The sequence below is a fragment of the Arsenophonus nasoniae genome (genome assembly GCF_004768525.1).
Taxonomy (GTDB): domain Bacteria; phylum Pseudomonadota; class Gammaproteobacteria; order Enterobacterales; family Enterobacteriaceae; genus Arsenophonus; species Arsenophonus nasoniae.
In genome coordinates, this window is record NZ_CP038613.1 from 3,842,184 (window position 1) to 3,864,026 (window position 21,843).

Annotated in this window: 21 protein-coding genes; 8 read left to right on the forward strand and 13 right to left on the reverse strand. The window is 35.8% G+C overall.

Annotation, left to right across the window (positions count from 1 at the left end):
- Positions 1-48 precede the first annotated feature (48 nt).
- Positions 49-1,764 carry a glutathione-regulated potassium-efflux system protein KefB gene (kefB, locus tag ArsFIN_RS19415; RefSeq protein ID WP_246067297.1) on the reverse strand — a complete coding sequence of 572 codons (1,716 nt, stop codon included), beginning with the start codon at positions 1,762-1,764 and terminating at the stop codon, positions 49-51.
- A 32-nt stretch (positions 1,765-1,796) separates the two neighbouring features.
- Positions 1,797-2,345 carry a glutathione-regulated potassium-efflux system ancillary protein KefG gene (gene kefG, locus ArsFIN_RS19420; protein ID WP_026822982.1) on the reverse strand — a complete coding sequence of 183 codons (549 nt, stop codon included), beginning with the start codon at positions 2,343-2,345 and terminating at the stop codon, positions 1,797-1,799.
- A 116-nt stretch (positions 2,346-2,461) separates the two neighbouring features.
- Between kefG and ArsFIN_RS19425 the strand changes: the two genes are divergently transcribed.
- Positions 2,462-4,396, forward strand: coding sequence for an ABC transporter ATP-binding protein (locus ArsFIN_RS19425; protein WP_026822981.1), 1,935 nt, complete (start codon positions 2,462-2,464; stop codon positions 4,394-4,396).
- A gap of 81 nt (positions 4,397-4,477) precedes the next feature.
- Here ArsFIN_RS19425 and ArsFIN_RS19430 read toward each other — a convergent pair whose 3' ends face one another.
- Positions 4,478-5,341 carry a MurR/RpiR family transcriptional regulator gene (locus ArsFIN_RS19430; protein WP_026822980.1) on the reverse strand — a complete coding sequence of 288 codons (864 nt, stop codon included), beginning with the start codon at positions 5,339-5,341 and terminating at the stop codon, positions 4,478-4,480.
- Positions 5,342-5,598: 257 nt separating this feature from the next.
- On the opposite strand from ArsFIN_RS19430, the gene murQ reads away from it, so the two are divergent.
- The gene (gene murQ, locus ArsFIN_RS19435) at positions 5,599-6,513 is read left to right on the forward strand and encodes an N-acetylmuramic acid 6-phosphate etherase (protein WP_026822979.1); all 915 of its coding nucleotides are present in this window, start codon (positions 5,599-5,601) and stop codon (positions 6,511-6,513) included.
- A 21-nt stretch (positions 6,514-6,534) separates the two neighbouring features.
- The gene (gene murP, locus ArsFIN_RS19440; RefSeq protein WP_026822978.1) at positions 6,535-7,998 is read left to right on the forward strand and encodes a PTS N-acetylmuramic acid transporter subunit IIBC; all 1,464 of its coding nucleotides are present in this window, start codon (positions 6,535-6,537) and stop codon (positions 7,996-7,998) included.
- Between the two features lie 31 nt (positions 7,999-8,029).
- On the opposite strand, the gene ArsFIN_RS19445 is transcribed toward murP, so the two are convergent.
- The gene (locus ArsFIN_RS19445; protein WP_026822977.1) at positions 8,030-8,632 is read right to left on the reverse strand and encodes a LysE family translocator; all 603 of its coding nucleotides are present in this window, start codon (positions 8,630-8,632) and stop codon (positions 8,030-8,032) included.
- Positions 8,633-8,731: 99 nt separating this feature from the next.
- Between ArsFIN_RS19445 and ArsFIN_RS19450 the strand changes: the two genes are divergently transcribed.
- The 4 genes from ArsFIN_RS19450 to crp all read left to right on the forward strand — a co-directional run bounded on the left by ArsFIN_RS19450 (position 8,732) and on the right by crp (position 12,091).
- Complete coding sequence (locus ArsFIN_RS19450; RefSeq protein ID WP_026822976.1) at positions 8,732-9,706, forward strand: hydrolase; 975 nt, start codon at positions 8,732-8,734, stop codon at positions 9,704-9,706.
- Positions 9,707-9,709: 3 nt separating this feature from the next.
- The gene (locus tag ArsFIN_RS19455; RefSeq protein WP_026822975.1) at positions 9,710-9,928 is read left to right on the forward strand and encodes a YheU family protein; all 219 of its coding nucleotides are present in this window, start codon (positions 9,710-9,712) and stop codon (positions 9,926-9,928) included.
- A gap of 99 nt (positions 9,929-10,027) precedes the next feature.
- Positions 10,028-10,909 carry a phosphoribulokinase gene (locus tag ArsFIN_RS19460; protein WP_026822974.1) on the forward strand — a complete coding sequence of 294 codons (882 nt, stop codon included), beginning with the start codon at positions 10,028-10,030 and terminating at the stop codon, positions 10,907-10,909.
- Between the two features lie 549 nt (positions 10,910-11,458).
- Positions 11,459-12,091 (forward strand): cAMP-activated global transcriptional regulator CRP, encoded by a 633-nt coding sequence (crp, locus tag ArsFIN_RS19465; RefSeq protein WP_026822973.1) that lies wholly within the window; start codon positions 11,459-11,461, stop codon positions 12,089-12,091.
- Positions 12,092-12,354: 263 nt separating this feature from the next.
- Here the strand turns inward: crp and ArsFIN_RS28315 are convergent, their stop codons facing one another.
- The 5 genes from ArsFIN_RS28315 to ppiA all read right to left on the reverse strand — a co-directional run bounded on the left by ArsFIN_RS28315 (position 12,355) and on the right by ppiA (position 15,182).
- Positions 12,355-12,540 carry a DUF488 family protein, N3 subclade gene (locus ArsFIN_RS28315; protein ID WP_276324669.1) on the reverse strand — a complete coding sequence of 62 codons (186 nt, stop codon included), beginning with the start codon at positions 12,538-12,540 and terminating at the stop codon, positions 12,355-12,357.
- Position 12,541: 1 nt separating this feature from the next.
- Positions 12,542-12,700, reverse strand: a complete 159-nt coding sequence (locus ArsFIN_RS28320; protein ID WP_276324668.1) for a DUF488 domain-containing protein — start codon at positions 12,698-12,700, stop codon at positions 12,542-12,544.
- A gap of 246 nt (positions 12,701-12,946) precedes the next feature.
- A complete protein-coding gene (locus tag ArsFIN_RS19475; protein WP_026822972.1) occupies positions 12,947-13,522 on the reverse strand; it encodes an aminodeoxychorismate synthase component II in 576 nt (191 codons plus the stop codon).
- 205 nt (positions 13,523-13,727) lie between these two features.
- Entirely contained in the window at positions 13,728-14,417 is a 690-nt protein-coding gene (locus tag ArsFIN_RS19480; protein WP_026822971.1) for a hypothetical protein, read from the reverse strand.
- A gap of 198 nt (positions 14,418-14,615) precedes the next feature.
- Positions 14,616-15,182: a peptidylprolyl isomerase A gene (ppiA, locus tag ArsFIN_RS19485; protein ID WP_026822970.1), complete on the reverse strand. Its 567-nt coding sequence runs from the start codon at positions 15,180-15,182 to the stop codon at positions 14,616-14,618.
- Between the two features lie 283 nt (positions 15,183-15,465).
- Here ppiA and yihA point away from each other — a divergent pair, with 283 nt between their 5' ends.
- Positions 15,466-16,089 (forward strand): ribosome biogenesis GTP-binding protein YihA/YsxC, encoded by a 624-nt coding sequence (gene yihA / locus ArsFIN_RS19490; protein WP_026822969.1) that lies wholly within the window; start codon positions 15,466-15,468, stop codon positions 16,087-16,089.
- A 489-nt stretch (positions 16,090-16,578) separates the two neighbouring features.
- On the opposite strand, the gene polA is transcribed toward yihA, so the two are convergent.
- From polA to ArsFIN_RS19510, 4 genes are all read right to left on the reverse strand, one after another.
- Positions 16,579-19,371, reverse strand: coding sequence for a DNA polymerase I (gene polA / locus ArsFIN_RS19495; RefSeq protein WP_026822968.1), 2,793 nt, complete (start codon positions 19,369-19,371; stop codon positions 16,579-16,581).
- 384 nt (positions 19,372-19,755) lie between these two features.
- A complete protein-coding gene (dsbA, locus tag ArsFIN_RS19500; RefSeq protein ID WP_026822967.1) occupies positions 19,756-20,376 on the reverse strand; it encodes a thiol:disulfide interchange protein DsbA in 621 nt (206 codons plus the stop codon).
- Positions 20,377-20,408: 32 nt separating this feature from the next.
- Positions 20,409-21,398 (reverse strand): serine/threonine protein kinase, encoded by a 990-nt coding sequence (locus tag ArsFIN_RS19505; protein WP_026822966.1) that lies wholly within the window; start codon positions 21,396-21,398, stop codon positions 20,409-20,411.
- An 18-nt stretch (positions 21,399-21,416) separates the two neighbouring features.
- Positions 21,417-21,686 (reverse strand): YihD family protein, encoded by a 270-nt coding sequence (locus tag ArsFIN_RS19510; protein WP_026822965.1) that lies wholly within the window; start codon positions 21,684-21,686, stop codon positions 21,417-21,419.
- Positions 21,687-21,843 lie beyond the last annotated feature (157 nt).

The following is a 21,843-nucleotide window of genomic DNA, read 5'->3' on the forward strand; positions in this document are numbered from 1 at the left end:
CCAACTTTTGGGTTGACCCCGCTCTTGCGTTATTTCTATTTCAAACAATTATTCAAGCTCTCTACGCGCCTCTTTGATTCGAGTCGCTTGACCAATTTCTCCCTCACCCGCTTTGGGGGAGTTTTCTTTAAATATTTTAACATCTAGTCGACGAAAATGCTGTTTTGCTCGATGAGCCTGATGAGGATGTATACCTAGATTTATCAATGTCCTTTCACCCATCTCAAGAGCACTGACAAACGTCTCTCGGCAAAAATCTGTCACCCCATTTTCTCGTAATTGATGCGCTTCAAAACGCCCTCGTGCTCTGGCTATAATATGAAGATTAGGAAAATTAGCCTGACATAAATGAACGATCCCCAGCACTTCTTCTGGGTTATCGCTGGTAATAACAATCACACTGGCTTTTGCCGCACCCGCCGATCGCAATAATTGCAAATCTTGCGCATCACCATAATAAACTTTATAGCCATAGCGTCGCATCGTATGAATTGCACTAACATTTTGTTCTAATACCGTAATACGAATTTTATTGGCCATTAATAAACGACCAACAACTTGACCAACGCGCCCAAACCCTACCAAAATAACTTGCGGATCGGTATCCTCAACAAAAGGTTTTTCAATCGGCTCATTACGCACATTATACCAGTGAGTTAGTAATTTGCTGATTAGCTGCATTAATGGTGGCGTTGTCATCATAGATAATGTAACAATAACTAATAGCAATGACATCTGTTCATTATTCATTACTTTGACATTAATCGCCGTAGAAAAGATAATAAATGCAAATTCACCGGCCTGACTCAACACCCCAGCAAAAAGTAGACGTGAAGAGCGACGTACCTGCACTAACCAACCTAAAATATAGAGAATAGCAAATTTTAATATTACCAAGATCACAACACCGACAACTATTTCTAATAAATGTGACCAAAGGATCGCTAAATTAAGTGACATGCCAACAGAAATAAAAAATAAACCTAACAGTAATCCTTTAAAAGGCTCTATGGCGATCTCTAACTCATGACGAAATTCTGTATCAGCCAGTAATACACCAGCCATAAATGTGCCCAGCGCCATAGAAAAACCCAGTTTTTCCATAAAAAATGCCGCCCCTAATACGACAAGTAAAGAAGCGGCAGTAAATATTTCATGAATACCGGACTTAGCAACCAAATGAAATAATGGCCGTAATAAATAGCGCCCTCCAATCCACAAACCAACAAAGGCAACCACTTTCAACCCAATTTGATACCAATCGTTATCTGCTGTTCCACTGGCAAGAAATGGAATAAGTGCCAATATAGGGATCACTGCCATATCTTGAAAAAGTAAAACAGAAAAACCTAACCGCCCACTTTCGGTATTATTCATGTTCCTTTCATGCATAATCTGTAAGGCAATTGCTGTTGATGACATGGCTAGGCCCAGCCCACCTACAACTGCGGCTTGCCAAGAAAAATGAATAATAATAAGCAAACCAGTAATTAATGCTGCTGTTATGATCACTTGAGCAGTGCCAATAACAAAAATTGAACGCCTTAATGTCCATAATTTAGTTGGATTAAGCTCCAGGCCAATTAAAAACATCAAAAAAACGACACCAAGTTCAGCGAAATGCATAATTTCATCAACATTTCTTATAAAACCGAGTACAAATGGCCCAATGACAATACCCGTTAATAGATATCCTAATACCGCCCCTAGACGAATTTTTTGAGCAATAGGAACCATAATGACACCCGCGAGCAGGAATATCATAATAGAACGGAATAAACTAAATTCTTCCACAATTATAAACCTCCATGCTCTAAGGGTGATTTTAGCCAATCACGATAGGCTTTGGCACACTCCTGCATATCTTCAAGAGACTGTCTTCTTGCCATATAAATAATTACTGGCGATAACCACTGCATTTCACACATTAAAGCAATAAGTTCAAAAGGACGTAGCAATTCAGTTAATGGAAAACGGTTATAACCACCATATTGATAAGCTTCCTGGGGCTCTCCAGTGGTAATAACTGAGCGCCAATATTTCCCTTTCAATTGTTTACTTTGCTCACAAACAAAATTTCGCGTTAATACTCTATCAAACCACTCTTTCAAAAGAGAGGGACAACTATAGGTATAAAGCGGATGCTGAAAAATGATAATTTCGTGCTGACAAAGTAAATTTCGTTCATAATTTGCATTAATAAAGTAGTCTGGATAAGTGCCATATAAATCATGTATTACCACATTGTCTAAATCCTGCACATATTCAATGAGCATTTTATTCGCCACAGATTCAGTAGGTTCAGGATGTGCATAGATAATGAGAATCTTGGGTGGTAGCGACATAATTAGCTCCTCAAAAGCGTGCCAGAAGCACAATTTTTAGTTAATATACACACCAAAGGCCATTTATATTCTTTAAAATTATAAATGATTTAATATATTATCAAGATACGGTTTATATGATTGTATTTTCTTCACTACAAATACGCTGCGGTATTCGGGTTTTATTAAATAATGCAACAGCTTCCATCACACCAGGCCAAAAAGTAGGTTTAATTGGCAAAAACGGCTGTGGAAAATCGACTTTATTTTCTGCAATCAAAGGTGAAATGCAACCTGAAGCAGGAAGCATTACTTTTCCAGCAACTTGGGCTCTCGCTTGGGTAAATCAAGAAACACCTGCCCTAAAAAAATCTGCCATTGAATATGTCATTGATGGCGATTATGAATACCGCAAACTAGAAAAACGATTGCAACAAGCAAATGATGAAAATGATGGTCATGCTATTGCATTAATACATGGTCAATTGGATGCGATCAATGCCTGGACCATTCATGCTCGTGCCGCTAGTTTATTACACGGTTTAGGTTTTTCCCAATTACAAATAGAAGAACCTGTTAGTGCCTTTTCCGGCGGATGGCGGATGCGACTAAATCTAGCGCAAGCGTTAATTTGCCGTTCTGATCTTTTGTTACTGGATGAACCAACTAACCATTTAGATTTAGATGCGGTTATTTGGTTAGAAAAATGGCTTAAAAATTATCCCGGTACGTTAATTCTGATTTCCCACGATAGAGATTTTCTCGATCCTATCATTGAGAAAGTGCTGCATATCGAGCAAGAAAATTTATTTGAATATACGGGTAATTATACTTCCTTTGAGCAACAAAGAGCGACTAAATTAGCGCAACAACAAGCGCTTTACGACAATCAACAGGAAAAAGTGACTCACTTAAAAAAATATATTGATCGCTTTCGTTATAAAGCGTCAAAAGCTAAACAAGCACAAAGCCGGATTAAAATGCTAGAGCGTATGGAGTTAGTTGCCCCTGCTCATGTTGATAATCCATTTCATTTTTCGTTTCGAGCACCCGATTGTTTGCCTAATCCTTTGCTTAAAATGGAAAAAGTTAGCGCTGGTTATGGCAACAAAGTGATCTTAAAATCGATTAAACTTAATCTGGTTCCTGGCTCAAGAATTGGTTTACTCGGCCGTAACGGGGCGGGTAAATCAACTTTAATCAAGTTACTTTCTGGTGATCTATTACCTCAACAGGGGGAAATTTCCTTAGCTAAAGGCATTAAGCTCGGGTATTTTGCGCAACATCAATTAGATTATTTGCGCATAGATGAATCGCCTTTACAACACCTTAGTCGCCTTGCTGTGCAAGAAACTGAACAATATATGCGCGACTATCTTGGTGGCTTTGGCTTTAAAGGCGACAAGGTAAATGAGCCTTGTATACATTTTTCCGGCGGGGAAAAAGCAAGATTAGTATTAGCCTTGATTGTCTGGCAGCGGCCCAATCTTCTGCTACTTGATGAACCAACTAACCATTTAGATTTGGATATGCGACAGGCATTAACAGAAGCATTGATTGCATTTGATGGTGCCTTAATTGTTGTGTCTCATGATCGCCATTTACTACGCTCAACAACCGATGAGTTTTACCGCATTCATCAAGGTCAGGTTGAACCTTTTGACGGTGATCTGGCGGATTATCAAAAATGGTTAATAGACCAGAATAAACAACAGCACCAACAAATTCGTCAGGAACAGTTACAAGATAAGATGCTATCAGGTAACTTAACTGCCCAAGATCGTAAAGAACAAAAACGACGTGAAGCAGAATTCCGCCAACGCACGCAACCAATCAGAAAACAGTTATCAATGTTAGAACAAAAGGTAACAAGTTTATCTAATCAATTAGTTCAAATTGAACAAAAACTGGCTGACAGTGATATTTATAACCATAATCGTAAATCTGAGCTTAGCAATTACCTCAGACAGCAAACTGAAACAAAATTAACATTAGAGGAAGTCGAAACCGAGTGGCTAGCACGGCAAGAAACACTGGAAAATATGATAAAAGAGTTCGAATATCAGGCATAACTCAATTCAACGCTGCTCTTTTTTATATAATCAATAAAGTATGATTAAGAGAAACTTGAATGAGGTTAGTGCCATCAGTCACTACTCATCTAATTTATTGATCATTAAACGGGCATTTATGATTAACGATCGGGCTTTTTCCTCCCTTTTTTGTAATAGCGCTAGGAATAATAAATCGGTCAGCGTATTTTGTGCAGCACGAGAAGAAATTGATGAACTACGCCATTCATTTTCACCTGCAACACTTTCCAATACATAATCAGCTAATTTCACTAATGGTTTTTGTTGTTTATTACCAACAATAGCAATCACCTTAGCTCCATGCTGCTTAGCAATTGCTGCTGCCTCACAAATATTTTTTCGCTTCCCACTAAATGAAATAGCAATCTGAATATCTTTTGCAGTAAGGGTTAGCGCTGTCGTTATCTGAACATGGTGATCTAAATCAACTAGCGTAGTAATACCTATTTTTTGCAATTTATAATAGAGATCTTTGGCTACTAAGCCTGACCCACCAATGCCAACAATCTGTACTCTTTGTGCATTATTAACCAATGTAGCAACTTTATTAAAAATCGGATAATTAATTTGTCGTGTTGTTTCCATGACAGAATCAATTTTTTCTTGTGCCAGTTTCTGTGCAATAACCATCAAACTATCATTGCTAGCTATCTGATTATGAATAACGTTATGTGATCGCTCAGTGAGTACTTGCTTACGCCCTAACTCTTCACTAATAGCCAGCTTTAAAGCCGGGAATCCCTTGACACCAACTTTCTGACTAAATTTAACAATAGCGGATTGACTGACACCTATTTGTTCAGCGATTTGTTGTGATGAAAGTAGTAATACCGTTTGTGGTTGTTCAAGAATAAAGGTTGCGATTTTCTGCTGATTTAACGCTAACTGAGGTAACAACCATGAAATTTTACTCAATATCGCCATGCTATACTTAAGATTATTCATAATATCAGGATCACCGATTAAAATAATTATGATAAATTATTCCTATTTTATTATTCATTATTCTAATCAATTAATGGCTGTTTAAACAATAAATTAGCTAGCAAAATATTATTTTCATTTTTCTCTTATTCCCTTATTACCATTAAATAAGAATAGATCGCTTTGTGATCAATAACACATATAAAGAATAAATAATTCCTTAATATTTCTTAAAATTGGCATATAGGAAACATCAAATGACATTAGATCTAAACAAAATGGTAACAGAAAGTCGTAACCCTATTAGCAATAACATTGATACATTATCAACCTTAGATATATTAAAAATCATTAACCAGGAAGATAAGAAAGTGCCGATTGCTGTTGAACAAACGCTCACTGAAATTGCGCTTGTTATTGACAAAGTTGCCTATGCTTTTCAGCATAGTGGTAGACTGTTTTACAGTGGTGCTGGCACTTCAGGCCGTTTAGGCATTTTAGATGCAAGTGAGTGTCCACCAACCTATGGCACCCCTCGTGACATGGTAGTCGGCCTAATCGCAGGTGGACACCTGGCGATTCTTCAAGCGGTAGAAAATGCTGAAGATAATCCACAGCTTGGTGCTGATGATCTTAAAGCTTTTAATTTCAATCAAAAAGATGTTTTAGTTGGCATCGCTGCAAGTGGCCGCACACCCTATGTGCTAGGTGCAATGAACTATGCTAAAACGACAGGAGCAACCGTTGCTTGTATTAGTTGTAACCCCAACAGTGAAATGGTCAACATAGCAGATATTGCAATAACACCAATTGTCGGACCAGAAGTGATTACTGGCTCTTCACGAATGAAAGCCGGTACAGCGCAAAAGCTAGTTCTTAATATGATCACTACAGGTGCCATGATACGGATTGGAAAAGTATACGGTAACCTAATGGTAGATGTAGAAGCAACCAATGCTAAACTTATTGAACGACAAAAACAGATTGTCATGGCTGCAACGGAGTGTGACCGAGCAACAGCAGAACATGCTCTTATTGAATGTAATAATCATTGTAAAACCGCTATCGTTATGATCCTTACCGGCTTTAATGCCCAACAAGCTAAACAAACACTAGCTGATAATCATGGTTTTATTCGTGCCGCCTTAAAACAGCATACTGGCCATCAATAATCGTTTTAAAGGAAAAGTACCATGGCAAAAATAACTAATGAAATGCTAAAAGAAATACTGATAACTATTGGCGGTGCTAAAAATATTATTCAATACGGCAACTGTATGACACGCTTACGCATAACGTTGCATGACATACAATTAGTTGATAAAAATCGCCTCAAACAAATTCCTGGCGTATTAGGAATTATTGAAAGTGATAAACAACTACAAATTGTATTAGGTCCAGGTAATGCGCAAACAGCTAATAATATGATGAAACAATTATTAGCAAACAGCACTGAGACAGAAACAATATTACCCACTCGCAATGATTTGCAAAAAATTGCTGCCGACAACAAAAAACAATTAAAAACTAAACAAACTAGTGTCGTTCATAAATTTTTATCCACTTTTGCCACCATCTTTACCCCACTGATACCGGGTTTCATTGCTGTTGGTTTATTACTTGGCTTCGCAACATTGGCCAAACAAGTATACTATCCAGCGGGTCTGCCAACTGAAGCAGCACAACAGACTTTTCTTGTTCACTTAATACTCTATATGTCTGTCTTTAGCAAAGGGCTTTATGCTTTTCTAGGGATCCTAATTGGTTACAATACGCAAAAAGTTTTCGGCGGTTCAGGTGTTAATGGTGCCATTATTGCGTCACTTTTTATTCTAGGCTACGATCCACACGCAACAACAGGCTTTTTCTCCAATATGAGTACCTTTTTCAATTATACCATTGATCCTCGGGGTAACATTATTGGTATTTTACTCGCTTGTATCTGTGGTGCCTGGGTTGAACAACAAATCAGGAAAATCATTCCTGCCAACTTAGATATGATACTGACTTCAGCAATCACATTACTTATTGTTGGCGCCATTACCTATACCATTATTATGCCAATTGGCAGTTATTTGTTTACTGGTATGTCCTGGTTATTTATACACTTAAATGGCAATCCATTTGGTACTGCTATATTAGCTGGTCTATTTTTGATCGCGGTTGTTTTTGGCGTTCATCAAGGTTTTATACCGGTTTATTTCGCATTAATGGAGACACAAGGTTTCAATCCTCTTTTCCCAATCCTGGCTATGGCTGGCGGCGGTCAGATTGGTGCAGCATTTGCGCTCTATATCAAATCAGCTAAAGATTCTAGCTTACGTAATCAGATACGTGGGGCAATAATCCCAGGTATATTAGGTATTGCTGAGCCTTTAATCTATGGTGTGACGCTACCGCGCATTAAACCTTTTATAACCGCTTGTTTAGGGGGAGCCGCTGGTGGCTTTTTTATTGGATTAGTTGCCTGGTTAGGTCAACCAATTGGACTCAATTCAGTTTTCGGCCCATCCGGATTAATTGCTATTCCATTGATGACATCGACAACCGGTATTTTTAACGGAATACTTATTTATATTGCTGGCTTACTGATTTCCTATTTATTTGGTTTTATTTTTACTTATTTGTTCGCTAGTAAAAATATCGATCTAAATTAATGCAAAAAAGGGGATTCCCTTTTTTGCATCGCTATTGCAACCAAATAAAAGGAATACAAGCGAGAGTAAAAATACTCATTGTAATATTAAAAATAAACCAAGCATTACGCCCACGAAGCAGGGTGCCAATTAACGAACCAAAGCCGACCCAGACAAAACCACCGATTAAATTGACAATCAACATAACAAAACTTATGATCAAAATCGAGTTAACGTAGTTATCAGCCACACTATAACTACTAACCGCCCCAAGCCCCATCATCCATGCCTTGGGATTCAAGAATTGTAATAAGCTCCCTTGATACCATTTAATTGATTTAGCAACTTGAGACTCTGTATTAAGTTGCACATGGTGGGATGTAGCGAGTTTCCAAGCAAGCCATAATAAATAAAAACTTCCAACGAGTTTCATTATAATTTGTAACACCGGCGAAACCAGTAAAAGAACAGCAAGGCCACCAGCAGAAATAAATAGAATACTTTGGATACCAAATATTACGCCGAACATTAAAGGTATTGAACGCCGTAAACCATACTGAGCACCTGATGACGTAAATAATAAATTATTTGGACCAGGCGTAATCGCCACAATAAATAAAAAAGTAAATAGTGCAAAAATCAGCCCATGACTCATTTAAGATCCTTTGATTAACTATGATTAATCTTTTTTCACATTAAAAATAACAATATATTATCAGAATATATGTAAAATTAATTATTTAGATTTACAATTATGAGTAAAAATTTTCAACCAATAAATTGGGCTAAAAACCCTCATTTACAAACACTATTGCCCCGTATTGTGAGGAAAAAGCCGCAAATCAAACCACTGTGGCAACGCCTCGAATTGCCTGATGGCGATTTTATTGATCTCGCTTGGAGTGAAGATCCCAAATATGCAAAGCATAAACCTCGACTGGTCATCTTTCACGGCTTAGAAGGCAGCTTTAGAAGTCCATATGCCCATGGCATGTTGGAAGCGACGAAAAAAAGAGGGTGGCTCGGTGTCATTATGCATTTTCGTGGCTGTAGTGGAGAACCAAATCGGCAAAAACGTATTTATCATTCCGGTGAAATTACCGATGCCCGTTACTTCCTCAAATGGCAGAAAACAATTTACGGTCAAGTACCCATTGCCGCTGTTGGCTACTCCCTGGGTGGTAATATGTTAGCTTGCTATTTAGCAGAAACCGGACAATATGCTGATGTTAATGCCGGAGTGATTGTTTCCGCTCCTTTAATGTTAGAACCTTGTTCAATTCGTTTAGAAAAAGGGATTTCACAATTTTATGAACGTTATTTACTCAATGGCCTAAAACGTAATGCAACACGCAAACTCATTCGCTACCCAGGTTCATTACCACTTAATTTGCTACAACTAAAAAAACTAAAACGGCTACGTGATTTTGATAATGTCGTCACGGCAAGAATACACGGTTTTAAAGATGCGGCGGATTATTATCATCAATGTAGTGCTCTGCCCCGGTTACCGAATATTCGTGTGCCAACACTGATCATTCATGCAAAAGATGATCCTTTTATGGCGCCTGAAGTTGTACCGGATATCAATCAATTACCCGCTAATATAGAGTATCAAATGACAGAACATGGTGGTCATGTTGGGTTTGTTAGTGGCACATTAAAACAGCCTAAAATGTGGCTTGAGGAACGCATACCTGATTGGTTAACCCCACATCTGGAGCCGTAATTTATGATTATTCCATGGCAACAGCTAACAGCGGATACGTTAAATAATTTGATTGAAAGCTTTGTTTTACGAGAAGGAACGGATTACGGTAAAGATGAAAAAACGCTGGATGAAAAAGTTGACGACATTAAGCAGCAATTGCGTTTAGGAAGTGTTGTGCTTGTCTGGTCTGAATTACATGAAACGATAAATATTTTGCCAAAAACACAATTACATCCTTAAATAACTGTATGCATCACTAACTAAAAAGAAATTTTTACGTCATTGTAATTAATGTGTTAAAACATTGTATTATCTGAATGAGTAATGGAAGCCACTTATATGTCAGTTAATCATCCGATCATTGCAGTAACAGGTTCCAGTGGTGCGGGCACCAGCACTACTAGCCTTGCATTTCAAAAAATCTTTACCCAATTAAAGCTTTCGGCAGCAACCATTGAAGGTGATAGCTTTCATCGTTATACTCGCCCTGAAATGGATGTTGCTATTCGTAAAGCTAAAGAACAGAGCCGTCATATTAGTTATTTTGGGCCTGAATCCAATGATTTTGGTTTGTTAGAACAAAGTTTAATCGAGTATGGCGAAAAAGGGACAGGAAAACGTCGACATTATTTACACACCTACGATGAAGCCGTTCCCTACAATCTTCAACCTGGAACTTTTACGCCATGGGAACCCTTACCTAAAAATACCGATATATTATTTTATGAAGGGTTACATGGTGGTATTGTAACATCAAAATACAATGTTGCTAAACATGTAGACTTATTAGTCGGCGTTGTGCCTATTGTTAATCTTGAATGGATCCAAAAGCTAATTCGTGATACATCAGAACGGGGGCATTCAAGAGAAGCCGTGATGGATTCCGTTATCCGTTCAATGGGAGATTACATTAAATACATCACCCCACAATTTTCTCGCACCCATATCAACTTTCAACGTGTTCCAACCGTTGATACCTCTAATCCTTTTTCCGCTAAAGCGATTCCTTCTCCCGATGAAAGTTTTATAGTAATCCGATTTAATGGTCTGACCCAGATTGATTTTCCCTATCTTTTATCCATGCTACATAATTCATTCATATCATCAATGAATACTTTAGTTGTTCCAGGTGGAAAGCTAGGTTTAGCATTGGAGTTAATTATGACTCCATTAGTAAAAAAGCTCGTCACTAATAAAAAAATTATCCATAAAAGAAGTTAACAATACAGCATTATATTTTTACTTATATCAATTTTTTATTCTTACAACCATTTTAAGATTCAAACTATACATAAAATTATCTTTTATGTATATCATAATAATAACGTTAATGTTTACCTGTTAATTATTTTATTAAGTAATTATTTTATAGTGTTAATATTTATTTTGCTATAATTTGATAACTTATGAAATAATATATTATTATTCGAGTTTAATTTTTAATTGTAATATTTACTTAGTGATACTTATTAATAAATACAATAAAACTAATCAACTTATTGCTAAAATATGAATTTTTTGGCTTAAACAATATTGCTGAATCGAGACAGTAGAGACAGGATGCTTTTATTATGCTACAAAGCAAAAGCACATTTATAGTATGGTTAAGATCAATACCAAAAATTCCGAATCAATATACCCTATAGTTAATATTAACGTTTCCAAACTAAACAAGTTAGTATGCTATGTTAGAACTTTATAAGATAAGCCAGCCTTGTGAAGACTCGTATTTTGGTATTCAGGCTGCAATAACATTAGAGGATTACGCGAATGCTTTTCGGCAAACCACACACAGACCCTACTCTTGAATGGTTTTTGTCACACTGCCATATTCACAAATATCCATCCAAAAGCACTCTTATTCATCAGGGCGAAAAAGCAGAAACGCTTTATTATATTGTAAAAGGTTCTGTTGCTGTTTTGATTAAAGATGAAGAAGGAAAAGAAATGATCCTTTCCTACCTGAATCAAGGGGACTTTATTGGTGAACTTGGATTATTTGAGGAAGGGCAAGAACGAACAGCTTGGGTTAGAGCTAAAAGCGCCTGTGAAGTCGCTGAAATCTCTTATAAAAAATTCCGCCAATTAATACAGGTAAATCCAGATATCTTAATGCGGTTATCAGCGCAAATGGCTAAACGCTTACAAACAACTTCTGAGAAAGTCGGTAATCTAGCTTTTTTAGATGTCACAGGCCGCATCGCACAAACATTATTAAATTTAGCCAAACAACCTGATGCGATGACGCATCCAGATGGAATGCAAATTAAAATCACTCGTCAAGAGATAGGTCAAATAGTGGGATGCTCACGCGAAACAGTGGGGCGTATTTTAAAAATGCTAGAAGATCAAAATCTGATTTCTGCTCACGGTAAAACCATTGTCGTTTACGGTACGCGTTAATATTTTATAAACCAGTACCTACGTTTATGTAGCGTATTGGTTTCATAAACTTCTTTATTGTTATTTTTATTAATATAAATCAATTATGAATATATAATCCACAATAATAATAAAAAAGCAAATAAAAACGATAGTAAACAGAATAAATTGGATAGCTGAATGATGACATTGCTTTAATAGGATATTTAAAATTAAAAATAACTGGACTATCTATTAGAAAATTAACTAGATAGCTAAAATATAATAATCAAACTTTATTAAGTTTATTTTCCAAATAATGATTTTAATCCTACGGCATTATTATGATCTTTATCTTTGCTGAAAAAAAGAAGCACCAAACAGTCTGATTTTGTTTTAAGCAATAAATGTTGCCAACTATTAGGATTATTTTCTAATTCTGCAAAATAAAGTCGCTTAAACTGTTCAAAATTTGCTGTATATTTATGAATATCATTTTCTTAAATTATTCGAGGGAGCAACATTTTTATTCCATTCATCATAGCAAATATCTTGCTTTCTAATGCCTCGAGGCCATACCCTATCAACCAGTACCCGATAGCTATTATTACTGGTTTTGTCCGCAAAAACACGTTTACAGATGATTATCATGGTACCATTTATTGATAACAAAAAATTTAACAAAAATTTTTTTATTATCTTTAAAAGTAGTCCTTTATCGATACTAAATACAAAAAAACCTATTTTAATAATATATAAACAGATACCTTACTATAAACTCCTTTTTGCCCTATGGAAATTTATAATGCAAGCAAAATAAAGCCTATTTTATCCAACATTGATAGTTATATTACTCATTGAATATAAATAGCCAAACCTAATCTAACTTCTAATAAATTAATACTTTAGAAAATTATTTAATAACTCATGTCCTTGCTCGCTCAAGATACTTTCTGGATGAAATTGGACACCTTCAATAGGGAGTGTTTTATGCCGAATCCCCATAATTTCATCAATATTTCCATCATGTAGTGTCCAAGCAGTCACTTCAAAAGTTGCGGGTAATGTTCCAGCATCAATTACCAAAGAATGATAACGCGTTACCTGTAATGGGCGATTTAATCCTTTAAAAATACCTTGCTGATTATGATGAATTGCTGATACTTTACCATGCATTACTTCTCTCGCTTTGACAATAGAAGCACCAAAAGCCTGTCCAATCGCCTGGTGACCAAGACAAACACCCAAAATTGGGATCTTACCGGCGAAATAGGAAATTGTATCTAGGGAAACACCCGCCTCGTTAGGTGTACACGGACCTGGTGAAATGACTAAATGTGTCGGAGCTAATGTTTCTATCTCCGAGATAGTTATTGCATCATTACGCTTAACCACGACATTAACCCCTAATTCACACAGATATTGATAAAGGTTATAGGTAAACGAATCATAGTTATCAATTATCAAAAGCATAACTAGCTATCCAAATGATTTTTATAGTAATAATTCCTTAATTTTGATCTTTATTATTAAGGCAAATTGTACAGATTATGATACCATAACAACAAAGCTGGCTATCATACCATAACCGCAGAAAAAAATAGCTCACAAAAATCAATCAAAATGTTTCATTTTAATAAATAAAATCATTATCAATTATAATAATTATAAATGATAACTATAAATCATTATAAACTTCGTTATAATATTGACCATAAGGTTTTAAATTATTTGATGTTATTTCGTTATATCGATAAATTTCACCAATATATTTAGTCGCTTCATCAAATTTGTTATCAATAAGATAATTATCATAGACTTCATTATAACATTTTATATTTCTTGGATTTGCCATAATTCCAATATCTACTGCCATATGATTAATAATTTCTCGTTGGATTTCAATATTTTTAATCGTCGCAGCACCTTCACTCGCTAAAAAATATGAAATAAAATTTGATTTAGATTTTATATTTGGCTTTTCTGTATAAAAAATATGCCCAATTTCATGAGATAGTGCTTGTATAGTCAAATTAGGATGATTTAAAACTCGACTTGAAATAAAAACAGTTTTTCTCCGCAAATCGGTAGCCGTTCCTTGCCCTCGTTGCGCTACAACTAATTTCCAACCATCAACTTCCATTGTTTTCAATGCCCGGCTTAATGTAGTTGAACCTGAAATAAGCATCTGTGTTTTTTCAGAAAATCGAATTTTTTTGCCTGGTATGTATTTAATTTTCTCATCCAAAAAATAAGTAGACATAGGCGCCATATTCAACAAATCTGAAAATTGATTATTGTTATGTTCTATTTTAGGTTCTACAATATTTTCTATTAGTTTCTGGCAACTAGGTAGTAGCTTACTCAAACAATAATTCCTCATTTCAATAATGATAACGATATAAATTAATAAACTGATGGAAATTTTGTTTTATTATAAAGTAAAGTTTTTCCACTAATAGCAAGATAAAGGCCGATAAGTTATTTTAGTTTTTTAATTGTCCATTGAATATTAACAATTACGTTAAACTTAATAGCAGAAAAATATTTCCTGCTATTAAATAAATTATTTTACATTGGCAGAAATAATTTTTATTTCTTGAGTTGGCACATTTTGGTAGGGTCCAATATCTGTTGTTGTTACATTCGAAATTTTGTCAACAACATCCATTCCTTTAATCACTTTACCAAAAACAGCATAGCCAAAATCACGTTGGCCATGATCTAAGAATGCATTATCTGCTATATTGATAAAAAATTGGCTAGTCGCACTATCCTTAGCTGCTGTGCGCGCCATTGCAATTGTACCACGTAAATTTCGTAACCCATTATCAGCTTCATTTTTAATTGGCAAGCGAATATTTAATTGAGGTTGCAAATCACTAATAAAGCCCCCCCCTTGGATCATAAAACCTGGGATCACACGATGGAAAATGGTATTTTGATAGTAACCTTCTTTTACATATTGAATAAAATTATCGGTGGTTATAGGCGCTTTTTTATTATTTAATTCAAGTTCGATATCACCCTCAGAAGTCACTAATTTAACAATAGTACCCTCTGTTGCGATAGCAAAAGAAGAGATACTAACCATAGACGCTACCAGTAGTGACACAAAAAAACGTTTTAACATTCAAGTTCCTTTTAATTATATTTTAGATGAGAATGTAAGCTAAAATTTAGTACCGTCAGGTCATTATACTAAGTAAAAATACATAACTGGCCTAAATTGACCTAATTAAATAATAGGATCTATTCTGTCACATTTCATATTTTTTTCTTATGTAAAAAATGTTATTTTTAATAAAATTCATTAACAGATAATCATCTATCTTTCATGTAGCTATTACTAGCTTAAATTATCCTCTTACAGGTATAATTTCTCTACTTTAAGCCGAAATCAGCGAGAAACAATGATGACAAACAAAAATTACAACTATCACCAGACAAAATTTGTCACAAGTGCGCCTGATATTCACCATTTACCAAACGATCATGGGATAGAAATTGCCTTCGCTGGCCGTTCTAACGCCGGTAAATCCAGCGCATTGAATGCACTGACCCAACAAAAAAATTTAGCGCGTACTAGTAAAACGCCTGGCAGAACACAGTTAATCAATCTGTTCGAAGTCGCAGAGGGTATTAGACTGGTTGATTTACCTGGTTACGGTTATGCAGAAGTGCCCGAATCAGTTAAACGCCAATGGCAACAAGCATTAAGTGAATATCTACAAAAAAGAAAATGTTTAAAAGGGTTGATAATATTAATGGACATTCGTCATCCATTAAAAGATATGGATATACAGATGATTGAATGGTCTGTGGCGATGAATATCCCGATACTTATATTGCTAACCAAAGCAGACAAACTAGTACCGAATAAAAGAAAAACTCAACTTATAGCAGTACATAATAAATTAAAAACAGTGGCTGGTAATATACAAGTTGAAACCTTTTCTTCATTAAAAAAAATGGGTATTGATAAATTACAACTTAAATTAGATGAATGGTTTAACGAACAACATTCTGAACACAATTAATCTACATAAAGAATAATTAAAGACATTTTTTATCGATATTTTTATATTTTCTTAAATACAAATAAAAAAATGCTCTAGTCAATTATTTGACTAGAGCAGCTTAATAATCAGCTTATCTGATTACATAAAGTAATAGATTTTAAAAATAGAACATCTTACCTCTGTACCCTACGCGAATTACTTTACTTTATTTCGCGAAGAAAAAAAGTTGTTTTGTTACTTTTTTTCACTGTATTGAGGCTATAACTTTACTTAATGTAATCAATACTTATTTTTTGCTAACTTTAGTACATAATTAATCAATATTATATATTTTTAGTGATAAAAACTGCATTGCTTAGCTAAAACTGTTGGGTTGCTCATCGAATAAAAGTAAGTGATGACCTATTACGTTATTTTGTCACCAATAAAAATAAGTTGGTTTAATTAAAGTTTTTATCGACAAATAGCATAAAAAATGCAGCCTCCTTGGGTAAAATACTTTATTAATTAGTGTGCTTCATCCCAATTATCACCAATACCAACATCAACTTTTAGTGGAACAGTTAGTTGCATACTTTGTTCCATTAACTGACGGATTTTTTGTTGTGACCGATCAACCGCAGACTCTTTTACTTCAAATACTAATTCATCGTGTACTTGCATCAACATATAAAGATCAGGTTTTACCGATTCAATCCATTTATCTAATGCGATCATCGCTTTCTTTATAATATCGGCCGCCGTTCCTTGCATTGGTGCGTTAATAGCTTCACGTTCAGATGCTTTACGTCGCATTGCATTACGCGAATTAATATCAGGCAAATAGAGTCGACGTCCTGCTAGCGTTTCAACATATCCTTGCTCGGCAGCTTGCTTACGAGTACGTTCCATATAACTTAAAACACCAGGATAGCGCTCAAAATAACGATCCATATAATGCTGCGCTTGGCCACGCGTAATTCCTAACTGACGGGATAATCCAAAAGCGCTCATACCATAGATTAAACCAAAATTAATCGCTTTTGCGCTACGACGCTGTTCATTAGTAACATCAGTCAACAATACACCAAAAACCTCTGCCGCAGTTGCTCGATGAATATCTTGTCCTTCGGCAAAAGCATCAAGCAATCCTTTATCCTGCGAAAGATGAGCCATAATACGCAATTCGATCTGCGAATAATCTGCGGCGACAATTTTATAACCTTCCCGAGCAATAAACGCTTGACGGATCCTGCGTCCTTCCTCAGTTCTAACCGGAATATTTTGTAAATTAGGATCACGAGAAGAGAGTCTACCGGTTGCCGTTACTGCCTGGTGATAAGAAGTGTGTACCCGTTTCGTTTTTGGATGGATCATCATCGGTAGTTTATCGGTGTATGTCGATTTTAATTTTGACAAGCTACGGTGTTGCAAAATAATTTTTGGTAGCTCATGACTAAAGGCCAGCTCCTCTAGAACTTCCTCATTAGTGGAAGGCGCCCCACTAGGTGTTTTCTTTACCACTGGTAGTTGAAGTTTTTCAAACAAAATAGCTTGTAATTGTTTTGGTGATGCTAAATTAAATTCTTGCTCAGCAATAGCATAAGCTTCTTTTTCAATTTCCATTAATCGGCTTGCTATTTCCCGAGATTGTTTAGCAAGCTTATTTGCATCGATAAGCACCCCTACTCGCTCCATACGGGCTAATACAGGTACTAGCGGCATTTCTATCTGTTGAAAAATGCCTTTTAATTTTGGTTCTGACTCAAGTTGAGGCCAAAGCGTTTGGTGTAATAATAAAGTGACGTCTGCATCTTCGGCTGCATAAGTTGACGCTTGCTCAAGTGGGATTTGATTGAAAGTTAGCTGATTTTTTCCTTTGCCGGCAATCTCTTCAAAGGTTATGGTTTTATGGTTGAGATGCCGTTGTGCCAAACTATCCATATCATGACGTCCAAGTCCGGCGACACTATTTAATACATAAGATTCCAACATCGTATCAAAGGCCATATTTTTTAATTCAATATCATAATTTGCCATCACACCGTAATCGAATTTTAAATTCTGACCAATCTTTTGAATATTTTTGTCAACTAAAATCGGTTTTATTGCCGCTAATACCTCATCTAAGGGTAATTGTTGTGGCGCATCAAGATAATTATGCCCTAGCGGAAGATAAGCCCCTTTACCTTTTTCAATGGCAAAAGAGAGTCCAATGAGATGGGCAGATAGCGTATCAAGGCTGTCAGTTTCAGTATCAAAGGCAAAACACTTTGCCGATTGTAATTTTTCAACCCATTGCATCAAATCAGCTTTGGTCAATATCGTTTGATAATGTTCTGTTGATAATGCGGCAACAGGCTCTTTAGCTAAAGAAATATCATTATTGTTAACCGAGACAGTTGTTGGAGATTGACCTGTTTTTTTCGTTAGCCAACCACCATTTTGTAAATCAGTTAACCAACGCTTAAATTCGTAACGACTAAAAAGCGCATGTAATTTTTCGATATCAGGCGCCTGCATAACCAACCCATCATAATCAGTCGTTAAGTCAACATTAGTCTTAATCGTGGCTAATTTATAAGATAAGAAAGCAATATCTTTATGTTGTGCCATCTTTTCTGCCAATGTTTTCGAGCCACGAAATCCCAATGGGGCAATTGCTGATAAGTCCTGGTAAATTGTTGCCAGATCGCCAATGCCTTGTAATAAAGCTAATGCTGTTTTTTCTCCGACACCAGGTACACCAGGAATATTATCGGAAGAATCCCCCATCAACGCGAGAAAATCAACCATCAACTCAGGCGGCACACCATATTTATCAGCAACTTCTGCCGGTCCTAAAAGGGTGTTTGTCATAGTATTAATGAGTGTAATATCAGCAGTCACTAATTGAGCCATGTCTTTATCACCTGTACTGATTAATACGGGTAACCCTTTCTTACTAGCCTGTAAAGCTAATGTACCTATTACATCATCAGCTTCTACACCAGCAACAACCAGTAGAGGAAGCCCCATAGCTGCAACCATTTCATGTAACGGCGCTATCTGTTCACGCAAATCATCAGGCATCGGTGGTCGTTGAGATTTGTACTGCTCAAATAATTCATCCCGAAAAGTTTTTCCTTTCGCATCAAATACTACCGCAATATGACTCGGCTTATATTGCATTATTAAACTACGGAGCATGTTAAGAACACCATACATAGCACCGGTTGGCTCTCCTGCACTATTGGTTAATGGGGGAAAAGCATGATATGCACGATAAAGGTAAGAAGAGCCATCAACGAGAATAAATGGGTTTTCTGCAATTTGAACCATAGTCTTTTTCATCATCAAAGTAATTAATAGTGATAGAATGCCACACTCATGAGAGAGAGACGAATTTTGCCTGAATCTATTTTCAATTTGTCACTTTTCCACCGCTGATAGCACCGGAACATCCTGTGGATAAACTTGTGTGTAAATCTTCTTATTATACTATATTCAATAGTTAAACAGATTTAGCTTAGAAAATAATATTAAATGAGAATCAAGACGTTACGGATAAAAATAATATCGTATTGCCATTTTTGTTGGTTAACATTTTTTTGTGGATATTACAGAATAATATGCCAAAAAAAAGAAAAAATCCGCTGTTGTACCAATATGTTAAACAGTTGGTACAACATGGCGCTATTAAAAAAGGGCGGAAAAAAGACTTACTTATTTGCTAATTAAAAAGTTAACAACATCAGAATAAGCTTTAGCATAATGATCAGCGTTTTCAATTGTTATTCCATTGTTACGCACCATATATTTACCATTAACAAACATAGCTGGCACGCCACGTAATTGAAAATCGTTTGCTGCTTGCTGCTGTTTTACCACCAACGATTTAACGACAAAACTATTTAGCGCTGCATCATATTCTTCACTTTTGACGCCGGCTTTAATAAATACTGCTTTAATATCAGCGGGTGTATTTATCGATTCTGACTTTTGGATTCCTTCAAACAGCAACGGTGACACTTTATCCTCAACTTTTAACACCATTGCTACCGTCGAGGCTTTGGTTAACTCAGCGCCTAGTGGCCCCAAAAAATCAACATGGTAACGTTCCATTTTAATATCTTTAGGTAAATTTTTTGCTACTGTTTGTGATACATGATAGACGGATTCAAATTGATAACAATGTGGACAGTAAAAAGAAAAAAACTCTACTACGCGCGGGGCATTTTGTACCGTTTTTTGTATTTTGATAAATTCAGTACCTTCCGTGTAACTTGCCGCAGAAACACCATAAGACATTACTAACCCTATTAAGACTAACCAAAACTTGTTCATATTACTCATTCTCCAAAAATATTTTCTATTTATTAATATGCTAAACCGGGTTGCAAAGGCTGCTCATTCAGCGCATTGATCTGTTCAGAAAAAAGTAACTGCTGTTTATGCCAAAAATCATATTCAATCATCCAAGGAAAAGCACGTGGAAAAGCCGGATCTTCCCAACGCCGAACAATCCATGATAAATAATGCACCATCCGCATTGCCCTTAAAGGCTCAATCAGAGATAACTGTTCATTATCAAAATGCGTATATTCAGTATAACCTTCTAATAATATTTCCAGTTGAATTCGTTGTTCCCGACGTTCGCCGTTTAAAAGCATCCATAAATCTTGTATTGCTGGGCCATTACGAGCATCATCAAAATCGACAATAAAAGGGCCATCTCGCCACAAAATATTACCAGGATGACAATCACCTTGTAAGCGAAGGCAACGATACTGTTGAGACCACCTTTTTTTTACTTCTATAATCAGTTTATCAACAACTAATAGAAAACTCGGTTTTAAATCAGTAGCCAATAAAGAAGTGTTAGCTAAAATATTACGCGGTGTAATTAAATATTCATCAATTCCAATAGTCGGGCGGGAGGTAAAATTGTGTTGGTATCCTATTTGATGGATCCGTCCAATTAATCGGCCAACCTCTTCTAACTGTAGCAAGTTATCAGCTTCATATTGCCGCCCACCAACAACTGGAAAAATTGCATACAAAAAATCTCTATACTCCAATACAGTTTGCCCAGCAAAAAATAGCGGAGCAATAACGGATAAACCAGCTTCATGCAAAGATAACATAAAATCATGTTCTTCTTGAATCTGCGTCCGACTCCAGCGGGCTGGACGATAAAATTTCACCACGTAACGTTTACGCTGTTCATCTACAAACTGGTAAACTCGATTTTCATAACTATTCAACTCGATTATCCCTGAATCAGGGTATAATCCGACTTCTATTAATGCATCAAGAATTAAATCCAGGGTAATCGTTTTGAAATGAAAAGCGCTTTGTTGTGTCACTTTATTATCTCTATCAGGTTAATCTTTAATAATGCCTCGAGCACGAAAAAGCGCTGTTTTGAAATCGTCTTCATAATCTTTTTTCAACCCAGGTATCACGGCTTGCGTTGGAGAACTACGCAATTTTAAATGATAGATCAAAGTATCGTCAGTCAAATCACATAGCTCGCCTTTAAAACCAGCTTCTTCAGCTAATTTTTGTAATAATTGAACCAAATTTAACTCTGGATATGCCTGCCATATAGGTTGCAGTAGTTCAATAACTTCATTTAACCGATGATATTTCATTTTTCAATGCCTTAATAACGAATTATTTATACAAATTACCAAGGATTATCTGCAAGAGAAAGCGTTACTTTATCAGTTAACATAAAATTTATATTTTTTTCTTATTATTTACTATCATCTATTAAGTTAAGATATCAATTATCTCATCGATAAATAT